Origin of the sequence: Hymenobacter glaciei (assembly GCF_039539585.1) — a bacterium.
GTDB classification, from domain to species: domain Bacteria; phylum Bacteroidota; class Bacteroidia; order Cytophagales; family Hymenobacteraceae; genus Hymenobacter; species Hymenobacter glaciei.
The window spans coordinates 70,024-92,583 of sequence record NZ_BAABDK010000033.1 but is presented as its reverse complement, the minus strand read 5'-3'; the positions used below and the strand labels follow the sequence as shown (position 1 = coordinate 92,583).

The following is a 22,560-nucleotide window of genomic DNA, read 5'->3' as shown; positions in this document are numbered from 1 at the left end:
ACCCGCTCTCACACCAAAAAGCCTCGACACTGCACAGTGTCGGGGCTTTTTGCGTTTAAAAAAGAGGTTGTTACCTCACTAGGCTGGTCGCTTTGGAAGGACAGATTGCCGGGTTGCGCTGCCCTCAACTCGCAACAACAAGCAACTTCACGCCGCGTCGCCCGAGCCGCTATGGCAGCACCTTCAGCACCAGCTGCGAGGCGTGTTCGGGGCTGAAATAGAGGCGGTGCGTGGCGGCCTGGAAATCGGACTCTTCGGCGTTGTAGATGTTGTCGACGTACTTCTGCGGGTTGCGGTCGACGAGCGGGAACCAGGTGCTTTGCACCTGCACCATCAGCCGGTGGCCGGGCTGGAAGGTGTGCATCAGGTCCTGCACGGTGAAGGGCACGGCGGTAACCTGGCCGGGCACAAAGGGCTCCGGCTTCGAGAAGCTGTTGCGGAAGCGGCCGCGCATCACCTCGGAGCGCACCAGCTGCTGGTAGCCGCCGAGGTGCACGTTGGGGTTGAGGCGGGGGTTGTCGGGGGTGTCGTCGGGGTACACGTCGATGATTTTCACGACCCAGTCGGCATCGGAGCCGGTGGTGGCCACTTGCAGCAGCGCCTGGATGGGGCCGGCCAGGGTGAGCGGGCCGGTGAGCACGTCGGTCTGGTAGGTGAGCACATCGGGGCGGCGGCTGGCGAAGCGCTGGTCGTCGGTCATGTACTCGCGGGTCATGCCCACAGTGGTGGCTTCGGAGAAGGGCACGGGATGGGCCGGGTCGCTCAGGAACTGGTCGAACTCGGTGCCAGTGGCGGGCTGCTCGAAACCAATTTTGCCGCCTGGCTGGAAGTAGAGGGTTTTATCCTGCGCGGCTTTGGGCGGCCAGGCATCGAAGGTGCGCCACTGGTTGGTGCCGCTTTCAAACACGGTGGCTTCGGGCAGGTTGGCGGGCTGGCCGTCTTTGAGGTAGGACTTGAAGAACGGAGCTTCAATTTCCTTCAGGTAGTAGTACGATGGCGCGGCCCCGTAGGCGGCGTTGCCCACCAGCTCGCCGGAGCCGCGGGCCCAGCCGCCATGCACCCACGGGCCCATTACGAGGCCGTTGCGCAGGCCGGGGTTCTGCTTCTCGATACTCTTGTAGATGTTGAGCGCGCCGAACAAGTCCTCGGCATCGTTGAAGCCGCCCACGGTGAGCACGGCCGTGCCCTTTTGCAGGTTTTTGAGGTGCGGGCGCAGGTCGCGGGCCTGCCAATACTCGTCGTAATTCGGGTGCTGCATCATCTCGTTCCAGAACGCGACCTGGCCCTTGTAGTAGCGGGCATCGGCGTTTTTCAGCGGGCCCATCTTCATGAAGAAGTCGTAGCCGTCGGGCGTGCCGTGCTTAAAGCCGGGGTTGCCGGTGGGCGTGGGCTCGGGCCGGGGCAGGCCGAAGCTCGCCAGGAAGTTGAAGGCGTGGGGCAGGAAAAACGCGCCGTTGTGGTGGAAGTCGTCCCAGAACCAGTCCGCAATCGGGGCCTGGGGCGAGGCGGCTTTCAGGGCGGGGTGGCGGGCGAGCAGGCCGGTGGCGGTGTAGTAGCCGGGATAGCTGATGCCCCACTGGCCCACGCGGCCGTTGTTTTTGGGCGCCTGCTTGTTTTTCAGCAGCCACTCAATGGTGTCGAAGGTGTCGGTGCCCTCGTCCACGTCGGTTTTGCCTTTGTGGACTTCCTTTTCGGGGCGCACGTCGATGAACTGGCCCTCGCTCATGTAGCGCCCGCGCACGTCCTGGTACACGAAAATGTAGCCCTCGTGCATCATCTCGCTGCTGGGGCCAAGGTTCAGCTTCATCCGGGCCGACTTGTAGGGCCCGATGGCGTAGGGCGTGCGGTTGAGCATAACGGGGTAGCGCACCTTGTCGGCATCGGTCGGCGCGTACACAATGGTGTAGAGCTTCACGCCGTCGCGCATGGCCACCTGGTGCTCCGTCTTTTTGTAGTGCTCCTTGATGTAGGCCGTATCGGCCATGAGGGTGGCGTAGCGAGCTTTTTCGCCTTCGGACAACACGGGGTAGGCCGGGCCGGACTGCTGGGCGAGCGCCGGCAGGGCTGTGGCCGCACCGAGTAGGGCGGCAACTAGTAAGGTTGATTTCATGCAGCGCAGGATTTGAGGGGGAGTACCGCGGTAAAGGTAGAAGCCGGTTTCAAATTGGCTGGCATTGCTCAAAAGCCCGTCGTGCTTGTCTGGCGTCCGCGCAGTCGAGGCATTACTACCGCTTCGTTGTCATGCTGACGAAGGAAGCATTTTTTCCCCAGTGAACAAATCGTGCTAACCTGATAAGGTCCTTCGCAAGCTCAGGATGACAAACGGAAGCGGTAGAGATGCTTCGACAAGCTCAGCACGACGTTCCTCCGGGCGCTCCCCTGCCCTACTTCCCGCCCCGGCCCTGCATTTGCAGCAGGCGCTTCACGTTGTCTACCTCAATCTCATCGGGCTTGGTTTCGAGCACGCGGCGCAGGTCCTTGGGCGAGCGGCCACCGAACACCACCACCGTGAAGCCGGCGGCGTGGGCCTGGGCGCTTTGTTCGGGCGTCACCCGGTCAGCATCGAGCACGATGGTGTGCACCTTTTCGGTTTTGGCCACTTTCAGGCCGAAGGCAAATTCATCGGAGGCAATTTCGAGGCCGACGCGCACGCCCGGTATGGCCCGGCGAGCGAGCCGCACGGTGGGGCCTTCCTGCGTAACGAAGAGGACTTTAGCCGACGGCACGTGGTAGCGGGCGAGGCTACGGGCAATCTGGCGCACCAGCAGCGGGGTGCGGTCGTGCTGGTGGCCGGCGGGCAGGCACTGGTCGTCCTCGTGCAAATCGAGGTGGATGAACGGGAAGCTAGGCCGGCGGTTGAGACGGGCCAGCAGCGTATCGAAGCTAATGGGGCGCTCCTTCTGAATGAGGTCGTAGGGGAAGCCGCCGCGGTAGCGGGCCTGCACGATTTCGGCCGCCGTACGCTCGCTGATGCAGCCCGTGCCGGTGCTGCCGTCCTGCATTTTCTGGTCGTGGTAGAGCATCACCACGCTGTCGCGGCTCATTTGCAGGTCAACTTCAACGCCGTCGGCCCCGCGCAGCAGGGCGCGCCGGATGCCGCGCCAGCTACTCGGTGGCCGGAAGTTGAACGGGCTAATGGGCGTATAGAAACCAGAACCAGCGTGGCCAAGCACCACCAGCTTTGGGTTGGCTACGGGTTTGGTGGTGGTGCAGGCCGCCAGCGTTACAAACAGGAACAGCGCCAGCATAGCGGCCGGGAGTAAGCGGTGTTTATTCATGCAAAAGTGAGGGCCGGCACGCGCCGGTTGGGGCTGAACGGTAAAGGGCAAGTGGGGTTGCCGGGCCCACCCCGTTATCAGGCCGGCTGGCCCCGCTGGGTTGTAGAGACGCGACCCATCGCGTCTCCGCGTTGAACGATGACGCCAGCGCACCGGCGAACGATGAGGCTCCGGTCGTTCAACCCTGAAACGCGAAGGGTCGCGTCTCTACACCTGTTCTAATTGACGCGGCTTGTCCAGCCGGCCGAACAAAAACGTGAGCGCTACCACCAGCCACAGCGAAAACCATACGTCGCTGAGGTAGTGCGCGCCCAGCACCAGCCGGCCCAGCGCTATGAACGCCGGCAGCACCAGCAGCGGCACCCGATACTTCGGAAACGCCACCGCCAGCGGCCAGAACAAACTGAAATAAACAGCGGTGTGGTACGACGGAAACGAGTCGTTGTGCGGCGTCTCGGCCCACAGGCCCGTGCCGGTGTAGCCGGCCCCGAACTGCACCTCCGGCCGCAGGCGGTGCACCGCGCCTTTCAGCACATTGGCCAGCACCATGCTGAACTCGTGGGTGAGCAGCAGGACCAGGAAGAGCGTGGCCCCGCGCCGTTTGAGCGCATAGCGACCGATGGCAAAAGCTAATCCCAGCGCCAGGAAGATGATGGGCAGGCCCAGCAGGTGCGTCATCAGCGCCTCGTGAATTCGGTCGGCGGTGGCGGTGAGGGCGGCGAAGAAAGGCGTGGCCCAGGTGAAATGCCCGTGGATGAAGCCGGCCAGCGGCTGGTCTAAGAACAATATGAGCAGGGCGCAAGCCGGCAACGAAATGGCCGTAAAGAGCAGGAACTGGCGAAGCGTCATGAAGCGAAAGTAGCGCGACTGTAGCGCGGACTGTGTAGTCCGCGTACCCGTGCCATTCGGTCGGGTAAACGGATTTTAACGGCGCGGGGACGCGGACTAAAAGTCCGCGCTACGTTTCTACCCTACTGCCTGGTTCAGGGCGATGATGGCCGTTTGGTAGTCTTCGCGGCCCACGATGAACTGAATGTTCACCTTGCGCAGGGCGAAGCCGGCGCTGCGGATGTTGATACCGGAATCGGCCAGGGCGCCGGCGGCGCGGGCCAGCAGCCCGGGCTCGTCGATGTTGGAGCCGATGAGGCAGACGAGCGCCGATTTTTCGACCGTGATATTCTCGTATTTGGCCTCGAGAGCAGCCAGCAGCTGCGGCCGCAGGTCCTTCTCCCAGATGAGCAGCGAGATGCTGTTGGCGCTGGTGGCCTTGAAGATGTAGCTCACGCCCAGGTCGTAGAACACCTGCATCAGCGTCAGGTCGAAGCCGGCGGCGCCCACCATGAGGGGGTCGTGGATGTCGATGATGACGACTTTGTCGGTGCCGGTGATGACTTCGATGCGCTTGGTGGGCGAAATGTAGTCGCGGGTGATGAGCGTGCCGGGGTGCTCGGGCTCGAAGGTGTTTTTGATGCGCAGGTCGATGGCGTTTATCTCCAGCGGCTTCGAGGCTTTGGGGTGAATGGCCTCCATGCCCACATCGGCGAGCTGGTCGGCCACGTCGTAGTTGGTGAAGCCTACCGGGTGGCATTGGTCCACGCCCACCAGGTTGGGGTCGGCCGAGCACAGGTGGTATTCCTTGTGAATAATGGCCTCCTGGGGCCGCACGGCCACGGCGATTTTGCTGAAGGTGACTTCGGAATAGCCCCGGTCGAACTCGCGCATAATGCCCTCGGTGCCCTTGGTGTAGCCGGTGGCAATGCAGATGGTGTTGGCGAAATTGATATCGGCAAAGGCCTGACGGATGCGCTCGTCGATGGTCAGCGCTTGGGCGTCGTCGAAGCCGCTGAGGTCGACCAGCGTGGCCTGCACGCCCCGGCTTTGCAGGATGTTGACGGAGTTGAACGCCGAGTGCGCCTCCCCTATCGAGGCCAAGATTTCGCGGGCGGCCTGCAGAATGTTGCTGCTGTTCACGTAGCCCGAGGCCAGCACGTTCACGAGGCTGTCGAGGTAGGTCTGGGCCTGGTCGATGCGCTGCTGAATGAAGGCATCGGCCACGACCAAATCGAGGCCCAGTGGCTCGTAATGCTTATTAAGTTCCTTCAGCTTGTCGGCCACGTCTTGCAGGGCCGAGCGAAACTCCTGGTTCTGGGTGATGCGGTGGTACACGCCGGGGTCGCCGGTTTTCTTGTTTTCGAGCAGCCAGTTGGTCACGTTGGCGTAGGCCGACACCACGAAAATGCGGTTGTACAGGGCCTGGCCTTCGCGGCCGTGGAAGACGATGTTCTGCAGAACGTCGGCGAAGGCGGTCATCGAAGTACCGCCGATTTTTTCTACTGTGAGCACTATGGTCGAAACAAGAGGCTGGAAAGCCTAAGAATGATAATTCAAAACACAAAAGAACGTCATGCAGAGCGCAGCGAAGCATATCGCGTGGGGCAGTAACTCAATCGTTAATGATTAGTGGTAGCACGCGAGATGCTTCGCTGCGCTCTGCATGACGTTCTAAACAGACGCTATTACCCGCTCTACTGCGCCACTTCCTTCCCGTAGGAAATCATGTTCGTAATAAGCCGGTAGGCGCCCGGCACGCCGGCGGGCAGCTCTCGGAATAGCGACAGGCCGGTGTAGATGTAGTGTCCTTTGCCGTAGTCCGTCACCAGGATGGCGCTATCCTTGGGGGCCTCGCCGGGGTCACTGCTTGAAATGACGGTCTGGTATTTCGGGTCCCATTTCGAGGGGTAATACAAGCCCTGCTCCTGCACCCAGCCTTTGAAATCCTCGGTGGTGATTTTGTTGGGGGCGGCCAGCAGCGGGTGTTTCGAGAGCGTGACGGGGGCGTCTTCCACGGTTACCCGGTCGTTGGAAAGCGTCATCGGATACGGGCCGATTTCGGGCATTACGGTGCCGCGGTTCACCACGTACTGCACCACCACGTTGCCGCCGGCTTCGATGTATTTGAGGATTTCGGGCTGCTGGGTTTTGAGGCGGTCGACGGTGTTGTAGGCGCGAATGCCAACCATCAGGGCGTCGTATTTCTTCAAATTAGCGGCCGTGAGGTCCTTGGCCTCGAGCAGAGTCACGTTGTAGCCGATTTGGCGCAGGGCTTCGGGCACTTCGTCGCCGGCGCCCATGAGGTAGGCCACGTTCTGGCCGCGCTTGCGCAACTCCAGCTTCACGAGCGGGGCCACGGCTTCAGGAAACAGCGTTTGGGTGGGGATGTGGGGGTAGATGATTTGTTGGATGCCGCGGCTGTAGGCCTGGCCGTCGACGGTGGCCACGGCGCGTAGCTCCGTTTTGCCGGGGGCGGCGGCCGGCCCGGGCTGCACGCGGAACTCCACGGTTTGCTCGGCGTCTTTGGTGGCGAGGGCGAAGGACTGGCGGGCGGGGGTGCTGGTCCAGCCGGGGGGCAGGGTGAGGGCCAGCGTGCCGGCCACGCCCGCGCGGCCGGCTTTGAGGGTCACGGGCACGGTCTTGGGCTGGGCATCGGCGAAGACGTAGGCGCGGGCGGCGGGCAGGTTCACGGCCACGGGCGGCACCACGGCCAGCGGTTGGTACAGCTCGCCCAGCACGGGGTCGGTGTGCTTGTATTGGACGGGAACGGAAAAGGCTACGACGTTTTTGTTTTGTTCATCAAAACTGATGTGGAACTCAAGCCGAACGGTTGGTGGATTTTCGGCTAGTCCTACCAAAGACTGCCTAGGAATTTTATACATCCCTATGGTCCCATAATTCCTCAACCAGTATGGCTGTGAAATGGGAACGGGCAGTTTAAATGTCAAAGTAAAAGAATCTTCCTGCCCAACAGATTCCCCGGGTTTAACTACTGGGTCAACCTTCCCAACATCACTAGTAGCACTGACTTCACCGGTGGAGTCGTTGGTAGCATAATACCTGGCGAAATTCAGCGTAACAGGGATTTTTGACCTATTTACTAGTTGCCATTTTACTTTTAGCAAGTCTGTCGTAGTGATACTGCTTTGCTCCGCTGATGCTTCTACATGAAGGCCTAAACAAGCCTTAATTAATTCTTCAACCTCTTTCCGCTTCTCTCTATAAAAGCAGGAAGAGGAATAATCAGCTACGGCCGCTCCAGGGTTTATCATTAATGTCCGCACCTTCAGCAGCCCCGCTACGCTTGCGCTCGGGTTGCTCGGGTCATAGGCTCGGATTAGCTCCTCAACCATCTTTCCAAATTTAGCCCCCCAGGTCACCCGGTTCCAGGTCTGGTCCACGCCTTCGAATAGGTCTTTGGTGGCTTTGTCGCCTTTCACGGGCTGGAAATACTCCAGCGCCTCGCCCCGCTGGGCGGCCGAGCCGAAGCCCTGGCTGCGGTGGTTGCTGCGGCTGCGGGCCGCGATTTCGCCGTAGCTCTGGCCCAGCAGTGGGTTGTAGCCGCCGGCATCGAGCTTAAGGTAGCCGTCCATGTTTTCGCCGGGCTTCACGAAGAAGCTGCCGGTGTTCCAGAGCAGGCGCTTGGGCTGCCAGGCTTGCACGTATTGGAGCTGCTCGGGGAAGCGCTTGGGGTCGCCGGCGGCGTCGAAGGCTTCGGCGGCGAGGATGGCGCTGGCCTGGTGGTGGCCGTGGCCGGCGCGGGCATCGGGCGGGAAACGGGTGATGAGCACATCGGGCCGGCGCTGGCGGATGACCCACACCATGTCGGCCAGCACCTGCTCGTGGTCCCAGATGCGGAAGGTTTCGTCGGAGGTTTTCGAGAAGCCGAAGTCGTTGGCGCGGGTGAAGAACTGCCGGCCGCCGTCGAGCCGCCGGGCTGCCAGCAGCTCCTGCGTGCGAATCACGCCGAGGCCTTCGCGCAGCTCGGGGCCGATGAGGTTCTGGCCGCCGTCGCCGCGGGTGCAGCTCAGGTAGCTGGTTTCCAGCAGGCGCTCGTTGGCCATGTAGGCAATGAGGCGGGTGTTTTCGTCGTCGGGGTGGGCGGCGAGGTACATCACCGAGCCCAGCACGTTGAGCTTCTTCAGGCCCAGCAGGATTTCGGAGGAGGTGTAGGTTTTGGGCGCCTGCGCAAACGCAGGTTTAATAAAGAATGCCGAATGAAGAAGGAAGGATGCCGCGAGGGCAGCGACGGGGCGTGAAAGAAGGCGCATGAGCGGAGGAACCGGGATTGAGGGCGTGAAGTTACCGGGTGGGCCGGCGTTGCCCTCGCTGCCTCCGGCGGGTGGCTTCATCGAAGAAGACGGGTGCCGTCCACCGGAACGGCTGCCAGCGGCCCCAGCGGTAGCAAGTGCCCCAATTGGCAGCGGCCAAGAGGCGCGCCGCGGCCATTGCCAGCGAGTCGTAGGGCGCGCCGGCGCTTTTCGCCAGTCGCACCCGGCAGTGGCGGCTGGTGCTGTCCGGTTGAAACTCGATGGCCACCATCCGGCGCGGCTTTCCGGGGGCCATCGCCGGCACGCGGGCCCATGCCACAGCCTGGCTCAGGCGCTGGCTAAAGGTGCGGGCCCCGCCTGGTGGCTCAGCCATTTCGCAGCCCCTGGTGGTGAAAAGCTGCTGCCCCACCAGCTTCCCGGCTTCAAAGGTCAGCAGCCAGTCTTGTTCGTAAATAGAGCCGTAGCCCAAGTGTTCGTAGCGAACCAGCTTGCCCTTCACCACATCCAGCCGACCCATTACCCAGGTGGCGGCAATGCGGTGAGGGTCTTCCAGCGGAAACCACTTTTGTAGCACCGCTGCGGCCAGAGGCAAGCCGCCGCAGGGCTGCACTGCCAACAGGAACAGGTGGTCATCCTTCAGTAACCAAGTAGCAACATACCCGCGCCAACATGCCGTGGAGCCGTTGCCTCGAAGCTCAGCCGGGCGCTGGGGTTGCTGCTCCAGCCATTTCTCCAGCGGATTGGTTTGCAGGAGCAGGGTATCGCCGTGGTAGAGCAGTAGGTCCGGCGCCTGTGCCGTGGCAAAAGCCACTTGAGGAAGCAGCGCAGCCACTAGCACCATCAGCAGCGGGCGGAGGGAGCGAATCATGCGCGGGAAACCTGGGTTGAGGCCGTGAAGTTACCGGATGGCGTGCGGGCATCGCGCCTCACCCCCGGCCCTCTCCGAAAAGGAGAAGAGCGCCAGTCGCACTAAGTACGAGAACTCCCCCTCTCCGAAAAGGAGAGGGAGGGGGCGAGGCGATACGTTCGGAGCAGTGAATTAGACCTGACAAATGGTAAATCAGACCTGAAAAATGGTATATTATACCTGACAAGAAGTGAATCAGACCTGACAAGTAGTGTATTATACCTGACAAGTAGTGAATCAGACTTAGCAACTAGTGAATTGTACCTAGTAGATGTCAAATTAGTCCTAATAATCCGTTGATTATTCTCTAGAAGATTGTAATTGGTCTCGACAATTATTAATTTATTCCTGACCAATCGCATTTCAGCCTGGATAAGCAGTAGCTTGGTCTTTGAATTGGCTGATTAGCCGGTTCTAACTACTTCGGTATGGCTGAAAAACTGTCTGACGCCTTTGCCCGCCGGCTGGCCGAGCGTGACAACCCGCCCCCGCCGCCGCCCCTGAGTCAGGAGCCCGCCGCCGTGCAGGCCCGCGTGGCGGCGTGGCTGCTAGCCACCCACAATGTGCGCGACCAACGCGCCCGCCTACGCCAAAGCCGGATGCTGCTGGCCCTGATACAACACCCCGAGCGCACCACTGCCGCGCTGGCCGAGGCCGCTGCGCTGGGGGTGCGCGGGGCCGCTCGCACGGCCGGCCACCTGCACGCGCGGCGGCTTGTGGATTGGGAGGAGCGCGGCCTCTGCCGCTACTGGCGCCTCACGCGCCCCGCCGAAGATGCCCTGCTGCTGGTGGTGGTGGGGCCGGCGGTCTGACCGCCTTAGGCGGGCTGTCCGGTTGAAGGGAGAACGATGGGCGAGTGAGGGATTCTGCTATATTTCGTGGGTTATTTCCTCCCTTCAACCGTTCAGACCGCCTAGGGCGGTCAGACCGGGGCAACGACACCTTTAACCGGTCAGACCGCCTAGGGCGGTCGGACCGGGGCAACGACACCTTGTCTACCGCCATCATGCACTACGAAGCCGACTCGCTCTACCACGTGTACAACCGGGGCAACAACGGGCAGCAGCTGTTTTTCAGGCCGGAGCACTACCATCATTTTCTGCGGCTGGTGCGGCGTACCATCGTGCCACACGCAAATTTGTTGGCGTATTGCTTGATGCCGAACCATTTTCATCTGCTGCTACAACCCACGGCGGCCGGCACGTTGCCCACGCCGGGCTCGGCCAGCACCACCACACAGCCGCTGTCGCGCGGCATTGGCCGGCTGCTCAGCAGCTATGGCCAGGGCCTGAATGTGGAGCTGGGCCGGCAGGGGAGCGTGTTCCAGCCCAAAACGAAAGGCAAGCTGCTCGACGGGCCCTTTTGCGAAGCGAACTACCCGGCCGTTTGCTTTCATTACCTGCACCAGAACCCGGTGCGCGCTGGCCTTGCCCCCGCGCTGGCCGACTGGCCGTATTCGTCGTACCGCGATTATGCGGGCTTGCGTGGCGGCACGCTCTACCAGCGCGAGCTGGGGCATGCGCTGCTGGCTTTGCCCACCAACCCAGCAGAATTTGGGCGGGAATCGGCGATGCTGATTGACCCGACGCGCGTGCACGGCCGCTAGCCGCCGCCCGCCGGTCTGACCGCCCTAGGCGGGCTGACCGCCCTAGGCGGGCTGACCGGTTAACGTGAAAACGATGGGTGAATAACGGAACCCCTGGGGAATGCGCACGCCGACGCCCTCCTCTTCAACCGGTCAGACCGCCTAGGGCGGTCGGACCGGCGGGCCCTGGGCGCGCGCAACAATGGCCGGGTGAAGTGAAAAAGATGAGTGAATGAAGAATCCTGGGGAATGCGCACGACGACGCCCTCCTCTTCAACCGGTCAGACCGCCTAGGGCGGTCGGACCGGCCCTGGGCGCAACAATGGCCCGGTTGGCGCCGTCTTTGCCGTGGCCGAACTTCCTTTGTGCCGACTTCGGTTCACTTCCCACCATCGCGGCTGCATGGCCGCGCCCCTTTTGCCCATGACGATACCCCCCTTCCGCCGCTGGTCGCTTGCCGTGGCACTGCTGGCTGGCCCGGCCCTGGCCCAGGCCCAATCGGTTAACGCGCCTTCGACCACTGCCACCCCGCCCGTTGGCGACCTGAGCGCTGCCCAATGGTACCTCAAGGACCCGCAGCTGGATAACGTGCCCGGCGTGGGCGCGAACCGCGCCTACCAGGAAATCCTCAAAAACCTGATTGCGACACCCGTGGTGGTGGCCGTGATTGACTCGGGCATCGACACGGCCCACGTCGACCTGAAGCCCGTGCTGTGGACCAACCGGGGCGAAATCCCCGGCAACGGCATCGACGACGACAAGAATGGCTACGTGGACGACGTGCACGGCTGGAACTTCCTCGGCGGCCCCGACGGTCGCAACGTGAACGCCGAAACCCTGGAGATGACGCGCATTGTGGCGGCCGGCCGCAAGCGCTTCAAGGGAGTTACCGCCAAAACGGTGAAGCCCGCCGACAAAGTCGATTTTGTGCTTTATCAAAAAGCCGAAAAAGTGTATAAGGTACGGGTGAAAGAGGCGCAGGAGACCGGCCGCAACATGCAGTCGTTTGCCCCGCAGCTCGCCATGCTCGTGAAGCTGCTCAAGCAGGAGCTGCACACCGACAAGCTCGACACCACGGCGCTGCGCAACGCCCACTTCGACGACCCCACGCTGCAAGGCGCCACCCAGAACATGCTCACCATGATGCGCGGCGTGGGGGCGGCCGATACGGATGCTGCGCAGGTCATTTTCGACAAGGAAATGGCCGATGAGCGCAGCACGCTCGACAACTCGCTCAACCTGGCCTTCGACCCACGCGCCGACATCGTGAAGGACAACGCCAACGATGTAAACCAGCGCAGCTACGGCAACAACGACCTGCACGGGCCCGACCCGCTGCACGGTACCCACGTGGCGGGCATTATTGCGGCGGTGCGCACCAACAACCTCGGCATTCAGGGCCTGGCGCCCGACCCGGTGCGCATCATGGTGGTGCGGGCCGTGCCCGACGGCGACGAGCGCGACAAGGACGTGGCCAACGCCATCCGCTACGCCGTGGACAACGGCGCCCAGATTATCAACATGAGCTTCGGTAAGGAGTTCTCGCCCCAGCGCGCGGCCGTGGAAGCCGCCTACAAATACGCCGCCCAGAAAGGGGTGCTGCTGGTGCACGCCGCCGGCAACGAAAACAGCAACCTCGACGTGTCCGATAACTACCCGGCCTCGTTTTACCTCAACAAAACCACCGTTCCCAACTTGCTAACAGTGGGCGCCTCGGGCCCGGTCGACAACTCGCACCTCACCGCCGATTTCTCCAACTACAGCCGTAAGGGTGTGGACGTGTTCGCGCCCGGCGTGAACATCTATAGCACGCTGCCCGGCAGCACCTACGGCAACGAAAGCGGCACCAGCATGGCTTCGCCCGTCACGGCCGGCGTGGCGGCGGTGCTTAAGTCGTATTTCCCCAAGCTCACGGCCACCGACCTCAAGCGCATCATCATGCAGTCGGCGCAGGTGCACCACACCAAGGTGCAGACGCCCGGCGGCGAAAAGCTGGTCGACTTCTCGACCCTCTCGGTGAGCGGCGGCGTAGTGGATTTGTACGAGGCCGTGAAGCTCGCGCAGAAAGCGACGATGTAGGAGCAAACAACCGGTAGCAAGCCCCAGCGGGGCGGCATATTGGTAGAATCAAGCAGCTTTTACGTTATCAAAAGCCCCAGCGGGGCGGCACTCGTTGCAACGAGTGCCGCCCCGCTGGGGCTTTTGACTTTCCTTTCTAATTCACTTGCTACCGATATGTCGCCCCGCTGGGGCTCTTCAGCAGTCCCCTACCCCACGTCCACGCCTTTCTCCTCCTTCCGAAAATGGTTCAGCACCAGCTTGTCGCTCAGGCCGGGCAACCACTTATTCAGAAAAACCACCAGCTTGCCCTGGCCGGTGAGCACCATTGTGCGCTGGCGGTTGCGCACGGCTTTCAGAATCTCGTCGGCCACGGCTTCGCTGCTCATCATCGCGCCTTCGTCGCGCGGCGACTCGCCCTGCGACGAGCCGTCGGCGGCCAGGGCCGTCTGCCGAATGTTGGAGGACGTGAAGCCCGGCGCGGCCGTGAGCACGTGCACGCCCTGGTCGAGCAACTCGGTGCGCAGGGCTTCGAGGAAGCCGTTCATGGCAAACTTGGAAGCCGAGTAGCCGGTGCGGCCCGGCAGCCCGCGGTAGCCCGCAATGCTGCTGATGCCCACAATACTGCCCTTGCTCTTGAGCAAATGCGGCAGGGCAAACTTGGTGGTGAAAACAGTACCGAAGAAGTTGGTCTGCATCAGGCGCTTGATGACGTCGAGGTCGGCGTCCTGAAAGCGGGCGCGCATGCTAATGCCGGCGTTGTTGAGCAGCACGTCGAGGCCGCCGAAGCGGGCCACGGTTTCGGCCACGGCGCGCTCGGCCGCTACCTCGTCGCCCACATCGGCCCGGATGGCCAGGTTCGCGATGCCCGCGGCGGTAAGGGCGGCGGCGGTATCGGCGAGCTTGGCTTCGTCGCGGCCGGTGATGGCGACGTGATAGCCGGCCCGGCCAAAGGCCAGGGCGCAGGCCCGGCCAATGCCGGAAGTGCCGCCGGTGATGAGTACAGTGAATGCGGGCATAAAAACAAAAAGCCGGACACGCCCGGCCAAATTACAGAACTGGTTGCGGGGCAAATTTAGGACGCTAAGGCGCGATTTTTGCTGCGTGGCTGGCCTGCCTCTAAACCCTGAGCGCTGGCAGTGGTCCAAACCCGGCAGGCCGGGTTAGGGCCGGTTCTCTGCAAAACGGCCAGCACGCTGGCCAACCTCCCCGCCGCAACCGCCGATTGGCACCTCACCGTCGTCGGTTTGTGCTTACATTTAACCACTGAATCCTATCTTTTTCTTTACGGTTGATATGACTTTACACCTACGTTCTTGGTTGCGGGGCTGGCCGGTTCTGGCGGCAATAGTGCTGGCTATGGGCACGGCGCAGGCACAAACCACCTGCCCCATTGCTGCTGTTTGTACCCCGGGCAATGCCAGTAGCAGCCAAGCCTCGGGGTTTGGCATGGGTATTATTAACGTGACGGTCGGCAACAACCTCATCAACAATACCACGGCCAACTACAGCGAAGGCTTCAAAGACTACAGCTGCACCAAAAACGCAGCCCTGACGGTGGCCCAGCCCTACGCCATCAGCGTGCGCACGGGGCCAAACGTGGGAGAAAACGTGCGCGTCTGGATTGACTACAACAACGACGGTTCCTTCGTTGGCGCGGGGGAGTTGGTTTTCAGTTCCGACAACGCCACGTTGCACACGGGTTCTTTCACGCCGCCAGCTACCGCGGTACTGAATACCAACCTGCGCATGCGCGTGGCCGCCGACTTTGGCAACGGCATCATTCCGACTTCGTGCTCGACGCCGCAATACTCGCAGGATGAGGACTACAGCGTACGCCTCTCGGCCAACGCGAGCCCGCCGGTAGCGGCTTTTACCGTGAATGCCACCACCACCTGCACCGGCTGCGTGCAATTCACCGATGCGAGCCAGAATGCTCCCACCAGCTGGACCTGGACCTTCGGCGACGGCACCACCAGCAACTCCCAGAACCCCAACCACTGCTACGCCACGGCCGGCACCTACGCCGTAACGCTGGCCGCTACCAATGCCGCCGGCACCACCACCAGCGCGGCCACCAGCATCACCTACAACACCACGGTGCCCGTGGCTGCCAGCTGCACCCCTCAAACCCAGAGCTACTTTGCCAACTACGGCATCATCCGTTTTCGGCTGAACACCATCGATAACACCTCGGCCGATGGCAGCGCGGGCTACCAGAATTTTACCTGCACCCAGCGCACCGAGCTGACTGTGGGCGTCAATTATCAGATGATTATCACCACGGGGGGTACCAACTCGCACGACATTCGGGTGTACCTCGACCAGAACAACGACGGCACGCTAACCACGGCCGAGCAGATTTACAGCAGCGCCATCACGGCCTCGCCGGGGGCTACTACCACGCTCAACCTGTCCACGGGCGTTGTTCTCAACCAGCCCCTGCGCCTGCGCGTGGTGGCCGATGCCATTGGCAACACCACGGGGCCCTGTGCCAACCCGGTAAGCGGCCAGGCCGAGGACTACACCGTCATCGTGCGCGCCAACACGCTGCCGCCCATCATCAACTTCAGCAGCAACTACGTGGCGGGCAGCTGCGTGAACCCGGTGCAGTTTACCGACCTCAGCACCAACCTGCCCACCTCGTGGGTGTGGGACTTTGGCGACGGCACCCCCACCAGCTCCCTGCAAAACCCCTCGCACCAATATGCCGCCACCGGCACCTACAACGTGACGCTGGCCGCGACCAACAGCTTCGGGACGGCGTCGGTAACGCGCCTGAACGCCGTGAGCGTGCAGGTGCCCTGCCTCACCTACTGTAGCGCCAACGGTACTGGGCCCACCAGCCCCGGGGGCCAGTCGCAGGCCAGCCCGTTCTGGATTACAGGCGTGAGCGTGCCTTCGGTGAGCTACGTGAATGCCTCGGGCAACAGTGCGGGCGGCTATGGCAATTATGTGGCCACGCCCATTACGGTAGCGCCCGGGGCCACGGTGCCCTTCACGGTTGTAACCAATGCGAATGTGGTGCACCGCACCGCCGTCTGGATTGACCTGAACCAGAACGGTATATTCGATAGCAGCGAGCTGGTGGCTACCGGCGTTAGCAGCAATGGCACTACTGCAAGCTCGTTCTCGGGCTCGTTCACGACCCCTGCCCGCACTTTCAGCACCCGCATGCGGGTGCTGGTGCAGGCCAATTCCAACGCCAACGTGCCCAGCCCGTGCAGCGTGAACCTGCTGAACGCCGAGGTAGAGGACTACCTGCTGCGCGTGCAGCCCCTGGCCACCCGAAGCGAGCTGGCCCTGCCCAGCCTCAGCCTCTACCCCACCCCCACCCTGGATGGCCGCCTGCGCCTGGCCCTGACCGACGCCCGTGCCACCGGCCTGTACACGACGGAAGTGCGCAACCTGCTGGGAGCCGTGGTGCTGCGCACCGCCCTGCGCCTGAGCCCGGCCGAGGCTGAACTCGACCTGAGCACCCTGCCGGCCGGCGTGTATGTGCTGCAGCTGCGCGATGCCCAGGGCCAGACCGCTACGCGCCGCGTGGTGCGCCAATAGCCTTCCCGCGCTACTGTTTTTGTTGGTGAATTCGGGCTCGTAAACGAGCAGTGCGTGGCTTTGTCGCAGCTCCGGGCCCGAATCCATCAACTTGAAGCCGGCCTCAACCCTGCAATTAATCTCCCTCTCCCCCTTCATTCTTATTTATGTTCCCAACCTTACTACGGCGCTTGCGGGATTCGTTGCTGCTGCTGGTGTTGCTGCTCGCTACCGGGCAACTGGCTCAAGCATCGCACTTGCTCGGCGGCGAGATGAGCTACCGCTACCTCGATGCCAACGGCCCCGCCGGCACTCCTTTCCGGTACGAAATCACGGTTAATATCTACAGCAATGGCTTGTTCTATAACAATCCTGGTGCGGGGGTGGCACTGCCTCCACTTACGGCGCCGGTTGAGATTTACAACCGCACCACGGGAGCCCGCATTACGTCGCTGAGCTTTCCGCGCATTTCGCCGGTGGCCCCCAACAACCAGAACTTCCCCCCGCCCATTTCGCCACCAACGCCGGCGGGCTGCGCCGTGCAGGGCCCTAGCCAGCCGTTCTACTTGTGCAAGTACGTGCAGACGGTGAACCTGCCGGTTTCGTTCGACGGCTTCTACGCGGTATTTATGGTAGCCGCCCGCAACAACACGCTCACCAACATCAACAATCCCAGCGGCGGCAGTGGGGGCAACGTGCCCCTCACCCTGTACGTGAGCATGGCGCCCCCCCTGATTTACAACCGCTCGCCGGTGTTTTCGGATACGGCGGTGGCCATTGTGTGCCAGAACGACACCACCATATCGCTCAACAGTGCCGTGGACCCCGACGGCGACCGGCTGGTGTATTCGTTTGGCACTCCTTACGGCACCTACAACTCGGGCTCGTTTCCGCCGCTGCCGCAGCCGGTACCCTACTACCCAGGCTTTAGTGGAGCCGCTCCGTTTGGGCCAGGCGCCGGCAACTTTGCCATCATCAACGCCAACACGGGCATTGCCAAGTACGGGGCCAAAACCAATGGTCTTTACGGCGTGGCCGTGGATGTGGCAGAATACCGCACCATCAACGGGCGCGAGGTGCTGATTGGCACCACCCGGCGCGACCTGCAGTTGGTTGTATCGACCTGCCCGCCCACGCCGCCGCCGGTGCTGCCGCCCTCGGTTACCACCCCCCGCAACTACACCATCGAAGAGGGCGAAACGCTGAGCATACCGATTACCGCCACCCAGGCCACCGGCGGCCACCCGCTGGTAATGACCGTGAACAGTGCCCTGCTCGACGGCAGCGGCCCGTTCAATGCCACCTTCAACGGCAGCCAGGGCACGGTGCAGTCGGGCAACCTCACGGGTACGGCCACGGCCACCGGCACGGGCTCGGTGTCGGGCACGTTCGTGTTCAACTCGGCCTGCGGCAACGGCCGCGTTACGCCTTACGACCTGAGCGTGACCGTGCGCGACAACGGCTGCGGCGGCAAGCTAACTTCTGATGTATTCCGCATTACCGTGAACCGCGCGGCGCCCCCCGCCGACTTCAGCGGCCCGACTACGGTGTGCGACCGCACCACGGTGCGCACCTACACCGCTACTGGCCCGGCTTCGCCCACGTACCGCTGGCGCGTAACCGGCGGCACCATTGCGAGCGGCCAGGGCACCGCCAGCATCAACGTGACCTGGCCCGGTACGGCCACCACTGGCAGCATCTCGCTCAAAGGGGTGTCGGCCAAAGGCTGCCTGACGGACTCGGTTTTCAAAAACGTGGAAATCCGCCCGCTGGCCCTCACGGTGTCGGCAACCGCGCCGACTATCTGCCTGGGTGCTTCGACCACGCTGACGGTGGTGGGCCAAACCGGCCTGACGTACAGCTGGACTGGGGGCGGCCAGACGTCAACCGCCACCAGCATTACGGTTTCGCCCACTGCCACTACCACCTACACCGTGACGGGCACCGACGGCACTTGCTCGACCACGGCCACCATTACGGTGACGGTGGCCCCGCCCCCCACTGCCGATGCCGGACCTGACCGCACCATTTGCCCCAATGTGACCTCGACCCCACTGGGTGGTGCGCCCATTGCCGGCGCCACCTATAGCTGGAGCCCGGCCCTGGGCCTGAGCAGCGCTACCGTGGCCAACCCCACCGTGACGCTGCCCAACACGACCGGCGTGGCCTACGTGCAGGTGTACACCCTAACCGTGAGCGTGGGAACCAATTGCAGCAGCGTGGGTACCGTGCGCGTAACGGTGAGTCCGCCCGCCGTGGCTGATGCCGGCCCCGCCGTGGCCGTGTGCTCGGGGGTGACGTCGGTGGCTTTGGGTACGCCCGCGCTGCCCGGCTATACCTACGCCTGGAGCCCGGCCACCGGCCTCAGCAGTGCCACCACTGCCCAGCCTACCGTGACGCTGCCCAACACCAGCGGCGCGGTCATCACCGCTACTTACACCGTGACCGCGACCAACGCCAACGGCTGCACGGCCACTTCTTCGGTCGTCATCACCGTGAACCCGGCCGTGGTGGCGAACCCCGGCCCGGCCATCAGCTTCTGCTCGGGCACCACCTCGGCCCCACTGGGCGGCACGGCCGCGCCGGTGGCTGGCTCGACTTATAGCTGGAGCCCCACTACTGGCTTGAGCGACCCAACCAGCCTGCACCCCACCGTGACCGGTACCAATACCACCGGCGCGCCCATCGTGCGCACCTACACCCTGACCGTGACCTCCGCCGCCGGGTGCGTGGGCTCGGCCACTGTTGAGGTAACCATTAACCCAGCTGCCGTAGCCGATGCCGGGCTGGCCAAGCAAACCTGCTCGAACGTGGGCGTCGTCATCGGTACGGGGCCAGCCATTGCCGGAACCACTTATGCCTGGACGCCCACCACCGGGCTGAGCAGCGCCACTTCGGCCACTCCTACGCTGACGCTGCCCAACCTGACCGGTACGCCGCTGGTTGTGACGTATACCCTCACAGCCACTACGGCCAATGGCTGCACGGCCAGCAGTGCAGTTGCCGTTACCATTAATCCGGCCGCCGTGGCGCAGGCCGGGCTGGATAAAGCCACCTGCTCGAACGTAGCCACCACCATTGGCACGGGAACGGCCGTGGCGGGTACTACCTACGCCTGGAGCCCAACCACTGGCCTGAGCAGCGCCTCGGTGCTGAACCCGACCGTGACGCTGGCCAACCTCACCAACGCGACCATCACCCAACAATACATCCTGCTGGCTACTACTGCTAATGGCTGCTTCGCCCGCGATACCGTGGTGGTGAGCGTGTACCCGGCAGCAGTGCCGGCCCCCGGCACCAACCAGGCGGTGTGTTCGGGTGGTAGCATTACCCTGGGCGCAGCCCCCGTGGCTGGCTATACTTATAGCTGGAGCCCGGGCACTGGCCTGAGCAGCACCACGGTGGCCAACCCCACCTTCTCGCAGGTGAACACCACCAATGCCCCCGTCACCTACACCTTCACCCTGACGGCTACCACGGCCAACGGCTGCGTGAACACCGCCGCCGTGACGGTAACCGTGAACCCCGCTGCGGTAGCCGATGCCGGCCCCGATGCCGCCGTGTGCGACCTCAAAACCCTGCAGCTGGGCACTCCGGCCCGCACCGGCTATACCTACAGCTGGAGCCCGGCTACCGGCCTCAGCAGCGCGACTGCTGCCCAGCCGGTTCTCACGGCGAGCAACACCACGGCCCTGCCCATCACCCGCACCTATACCGTGACGGCCACTACCGCCAACGGCTGCGTGAGCACCGATGTGGTGGTCATTACCATCAACCCGCGGCCGGCGGCTGAGTCCATCGTGGGTCCGACTTCGGTGTGTCCTACCGTTACGGGTGTGGCCTACTCGGTTCCCAACCCGGCCGCGGCCGACTACCGCTGGATTGTGGTAGGTGGCAACGTGGCCAGCGGGCAGGGCACCCCGAGCATCACCGTCGACTGGCTGGGGGCTAGCCCCAGCGGCGCCGTGAAGGTGTACCGTTTCAACGCGCAGGGCTGCTCTTCGGATACGACCGTGCTGCCAGTCATCATCAACCAGCGCCTGCAAACGCTGCGGCCCACTGGCCCCGGCGATATTGTGGCCGTGGCTCCGCTGCCGCGCGCCGTGTGCCAGGCCGATGGACCCTACACCTATACCAGCGGCACGTTCGCCAACGGCTCGTCCTTCTCCTGGACCATCGTGGGTGGCACGCAGGTGAGCAGCACCCGCAACACCGTGACGGTGAGCTGGGCCCCGGTTTTGGTGCCCACCATCGGCAAGATTGTGGCCATTGAAACCAGCAACCCTTCGGGGGGCATCTGCCGCGGTATGTCCGACACGCTGTATGTGAACATCAACCCCTCGCCCCGCACCAACCTGGCCATTACCGCGCCGCCGCGGGTGTGCGTGGGCAGTGGCCCGGCCACGTTCAGCCTGCCCGGCGGCTTTGTCGGCTCCAGCTACGTGTTCCAGCTGAACGGGGCTACGTTGGCCGGCACGGGCAACACCCGCACGCTGGCCACCCTGCCCGCGCCCGGCACCTACACCCTCACGGCCCAGGAAACCACGGCCGCCCCGGGCAGCTGCGTAGGCCCCCGCTACACCACGCAGTTTGTGGTGGCGCCGCTGCCGGTGGCCCCGGTTATCTCGGGCTCGGGCTTCGTGTGCAACACCGCCACGCCGCAGCAGTACGCCATTGCCAACCCTACCGCCGGCGCTACTTACCAGTGGACGGTAGTGGGCGGCGCCGTAACGACGGGCGGCACCGGCCCGCAGGTTACCATCACCTTCAACCCCACCGGCCCCTACTCGGTGAGTGCCGTGGAAGTGAGCGCGACGCCTAACCTGTGCGCCGGCCCGGCTACCACCCGCCCCATTCTGCCCGACAACCCCACGCTCAGCCTCACCAATGTATCGGTCGATGCCACCAGCAACAGCCGCGTCATCGTGTCGCTGAGTGCGCCCAACAGCGCCAACACGCCCAACCCGGTACGGGTATTGCGCCGGGTGGCAGGCTCGGGTGCAGCTTTCGCTTCGGTGGGCACGGTGGTTGCCTCGGCCACAACTTTCACCGATAACAACGCGGTGGATGCCAACGCCAACTCCTACGAGTACCAGCTCGACCTCACCAACGGCTGCGGTACCCTGGTTCCCACGACAGTGGCCCAGACCATCCGCTTAGCGGCCACGCCCACGGCTGGCCCCGGCGGCCGCGACCAGGGCAGTGTTTCGCTTGCCTGGAACGGCTACGTAGGATTTGCGGTGAAGAGCTACGAAATTTACCGCCGCCTCGACAACGGCACCAGCACCCTGCTGACTACCTTGCCCGCTAGCGCCCGCACCTATAGCCTCACCAATACCGACCCCGGCCGCACGGCCACCGGGATGGGCTTCGCCGAAAACTTCCGGGTAGTGGCAGTGAGCACCGATGCTACGCCCCTGCGCTCTAACTCGAACGAGGCAGCGGCGAACTTCGCCAATGCCATCAGCACCTACAACATCATCACGCCTAACCGCGACGGCAAGAACGATGTGCTGGTGATTGATAACATCCAGCTCTACCCTGGCAACACACTCGCCATCTTCAACCGCTGGGGCCGCGAGGTGTACAAAACCACCAACTACCAGAACGACTGGGGCCAGGAAGACAGCCTCGCCGCCGGCAACTACTTCTACCTCCTCACCCTACCCGACGGTACCACCCGCAAGAACTGGTTTGAGGTAGTGAAGTAGCCCCTCGTTAATTACGCGCAATCAAAGGCCTCCCGGTTTCGGGAGGCCTTTTTGTTGCAACAAGTGGTAGGGAACCGGTCGCAAGTGGTTCCCTACCACCCGGGACCGGTTCGCAACCACCCGGGACCGGTTCGCAACCACCCGGGACCGGTTCGCAACCACTTGCGACCGGTTCCCTACCACTTGCGACCGGTTCGCAACCACTTGCGACCGGTTTGCAACCACTTGGGACCGGTTCGCAACCACTCGTGACCGGTTCCACACCACTCGCGACCGGTTCCACACCACCTGCGACCGGTTCGCAACCACTCAGGACCGGTTCGCAACCACTCGGGACCGGTTCCGAACCGGTCCCAAGTGGTTGCGAACCGTGCCGTAGGCC

General features: G+C 63.2%; 12 protein-coding genes. 5 read left to right on the top strand and 7 right to left on the bottom strand.

The window, feature by feature from the left end; all coding sequences use genetic code 11:
- Nucleotides 1-169: 169 nt before the first annotated feature.
- The 6 genes from ABD837_RS22055 to ABD837_RS22030 form a co-directional block, all read right to left on the bottom strand.
- The gene (locus ABD837_RS22055; protein ID WP_345058934.1) at nt 170-2,110 is read right to left on the bottom strand and encodes a CocE/NonD family hydrolase; all 1,941 of its coding nucleotides are present in this window, start codon (nt 2,108-2,110) and stop codon (nt 170-172) included.
- 274 nt (nt 2,111-2,384) lie between these two features.
- Nucleotides 2,385-3,278 carry a glycerophosphodiester phosphodiesterase gene (locus ABD837_RS22050; RefSeq protein ID WP_345058932.1) on the bottom strand — a complete coding sequence of 298 codons (894 nt, stop codon included), beginning with the start codon at nt 3,276-3,278 and terminating at the stop codon, nt 2,385-2,387.
- 207 nt (nt 3,279-3,485) lie between these two features.
- A complete protein-coding gene (locus tag ABD837_RS22045) occupies nt 3,486-4,127 on the bottom strand; it encodes a phosphatase PAP2 family protein (RefSeq protein WP_345058930.1) in 642 nt (213 codons plus the stop codon).
- A 117-nt stretch (nt 4,128-4,244) separates the two neighbouring features.
- Nucleotides 4,245-5,621: an aspartate kinase gene (locus ABD837_RS22040; protein WP_345058928.1), complete on the bottom strand. Its 1,377-nt coding sequence runs from the start codon at nt 5,619-5,621 to the stop codon at nt 4,245-4,247.
- A 182-nt stretch (nt 5,622-5,803) separates the two neighbouring features.
- The gene (locus ABD837_RS22035) at nt 5,804-8,380 is read right to left on the bottom strand and encodes a PIG-L family deacetylase (RefSeq protein ID WP_345058926.1); all 2,577 of its coding nucleotides are present in this window, start codon (nt 8,378-8,380) and stop codon (nt 5,804-5,806) included.
- A gap of 31 nt (nt 8,381-8,411) precedes the next feature.
- Nucleotides 8,412-9,248, bottom strand: coding sequence for a hypothetical protein (locus tag ABD837_RS22030; protein WP_345058924.1), 837 nt, complete (start codon nt 9,246-9,248; stop codon nt 8,412-8,414).
- Nucleotides 9,249-9,715: 467 nt separating this feature from the next.
- Here ABD837_RS22030 and ABD837_RS22025 point away from each other — a divergent pair, with 467 nt between their 5' ends.
- From ABD837_RS22025 to ABD837_RS22015, 3 genes are all read left to right on the top strand, one after another.
- Entirely contained in the window at nt 9,716-10,099 is a 384-nt protein-coding gene (locus tag ABD837_RS22025; protein ID WP_345058922.1) for a hypothetical protein, read from the top strand.
- Between the two features lie 179 nt (nt 10,100-10,278).
- A complete protein-coding gene (locus ABD837_RS22020) occupies nt 10,279-10,893 on the top strand; it encodes a transposase (RefSeq protein ID WP_345058920.1) in 615 nt (204 codons plus the stop codon).
- A gap of 402 nt (nt 10,894-11,295) precedes the next feature.
- Nucleotides 11,296-12,951: a S8 family peptidase gene (locus tag ABD837_RS22015; protein WP_345058918.1), complete on the top strand. Its 1,656-nt coding sequence runs from the start codon at nt 11,296-11,298 to the stop codon at nt 12,949-12,951.
- A gap of 188 nt (nt 12,952-13,139) precedes the next feature.
- Here the strand turns inward: ABD837_RS22015 and ABD837_RS22010 are convergent, their stop codons facing one another.
- The gene (locus ABD837_RS22010; protein ID WP_345058916.1) at nt 13,140-13,949 is read right to left on the bottom strand and encodes an SDR family oxidoreductase; all 810 of its coding nucleotides are present in this window, start codon (nt 13,947-13,949) and stop codon (nt 13,140-13,142) included.
- 277 nt (nt 13,950-14,226) lie between these two features.
- Here ABD837_RS22010 and ABD837_RS22005 point away from each other — a divergent pair, with 277 nt between their 5' ends.
- Complete coding sequence (locus ABD837_RS22005; protein WP_345058914.1) at nt 14,227-16,488, top strand: GEVED domain-containing protein; 2,262 nt, start codon at nt 14,227-14,229, stop codon at nt 16,486-16,488.
- 146 nt (nt 16,489-16,634) lie between these two features.
- Nucleotides 16,635-22,178, top strand: coding sequence for a T9SS type B sorting domain-containing protein (locus ABD837_RS22000; RefSeq protein WP_345058912.1), 5,544 nt, complete (start codon nt 16,635-16,637; stop codon nt 22,176-22,178).
- Nucleotides 22,179-22,560: the final 382 nt, after the last annotated feature.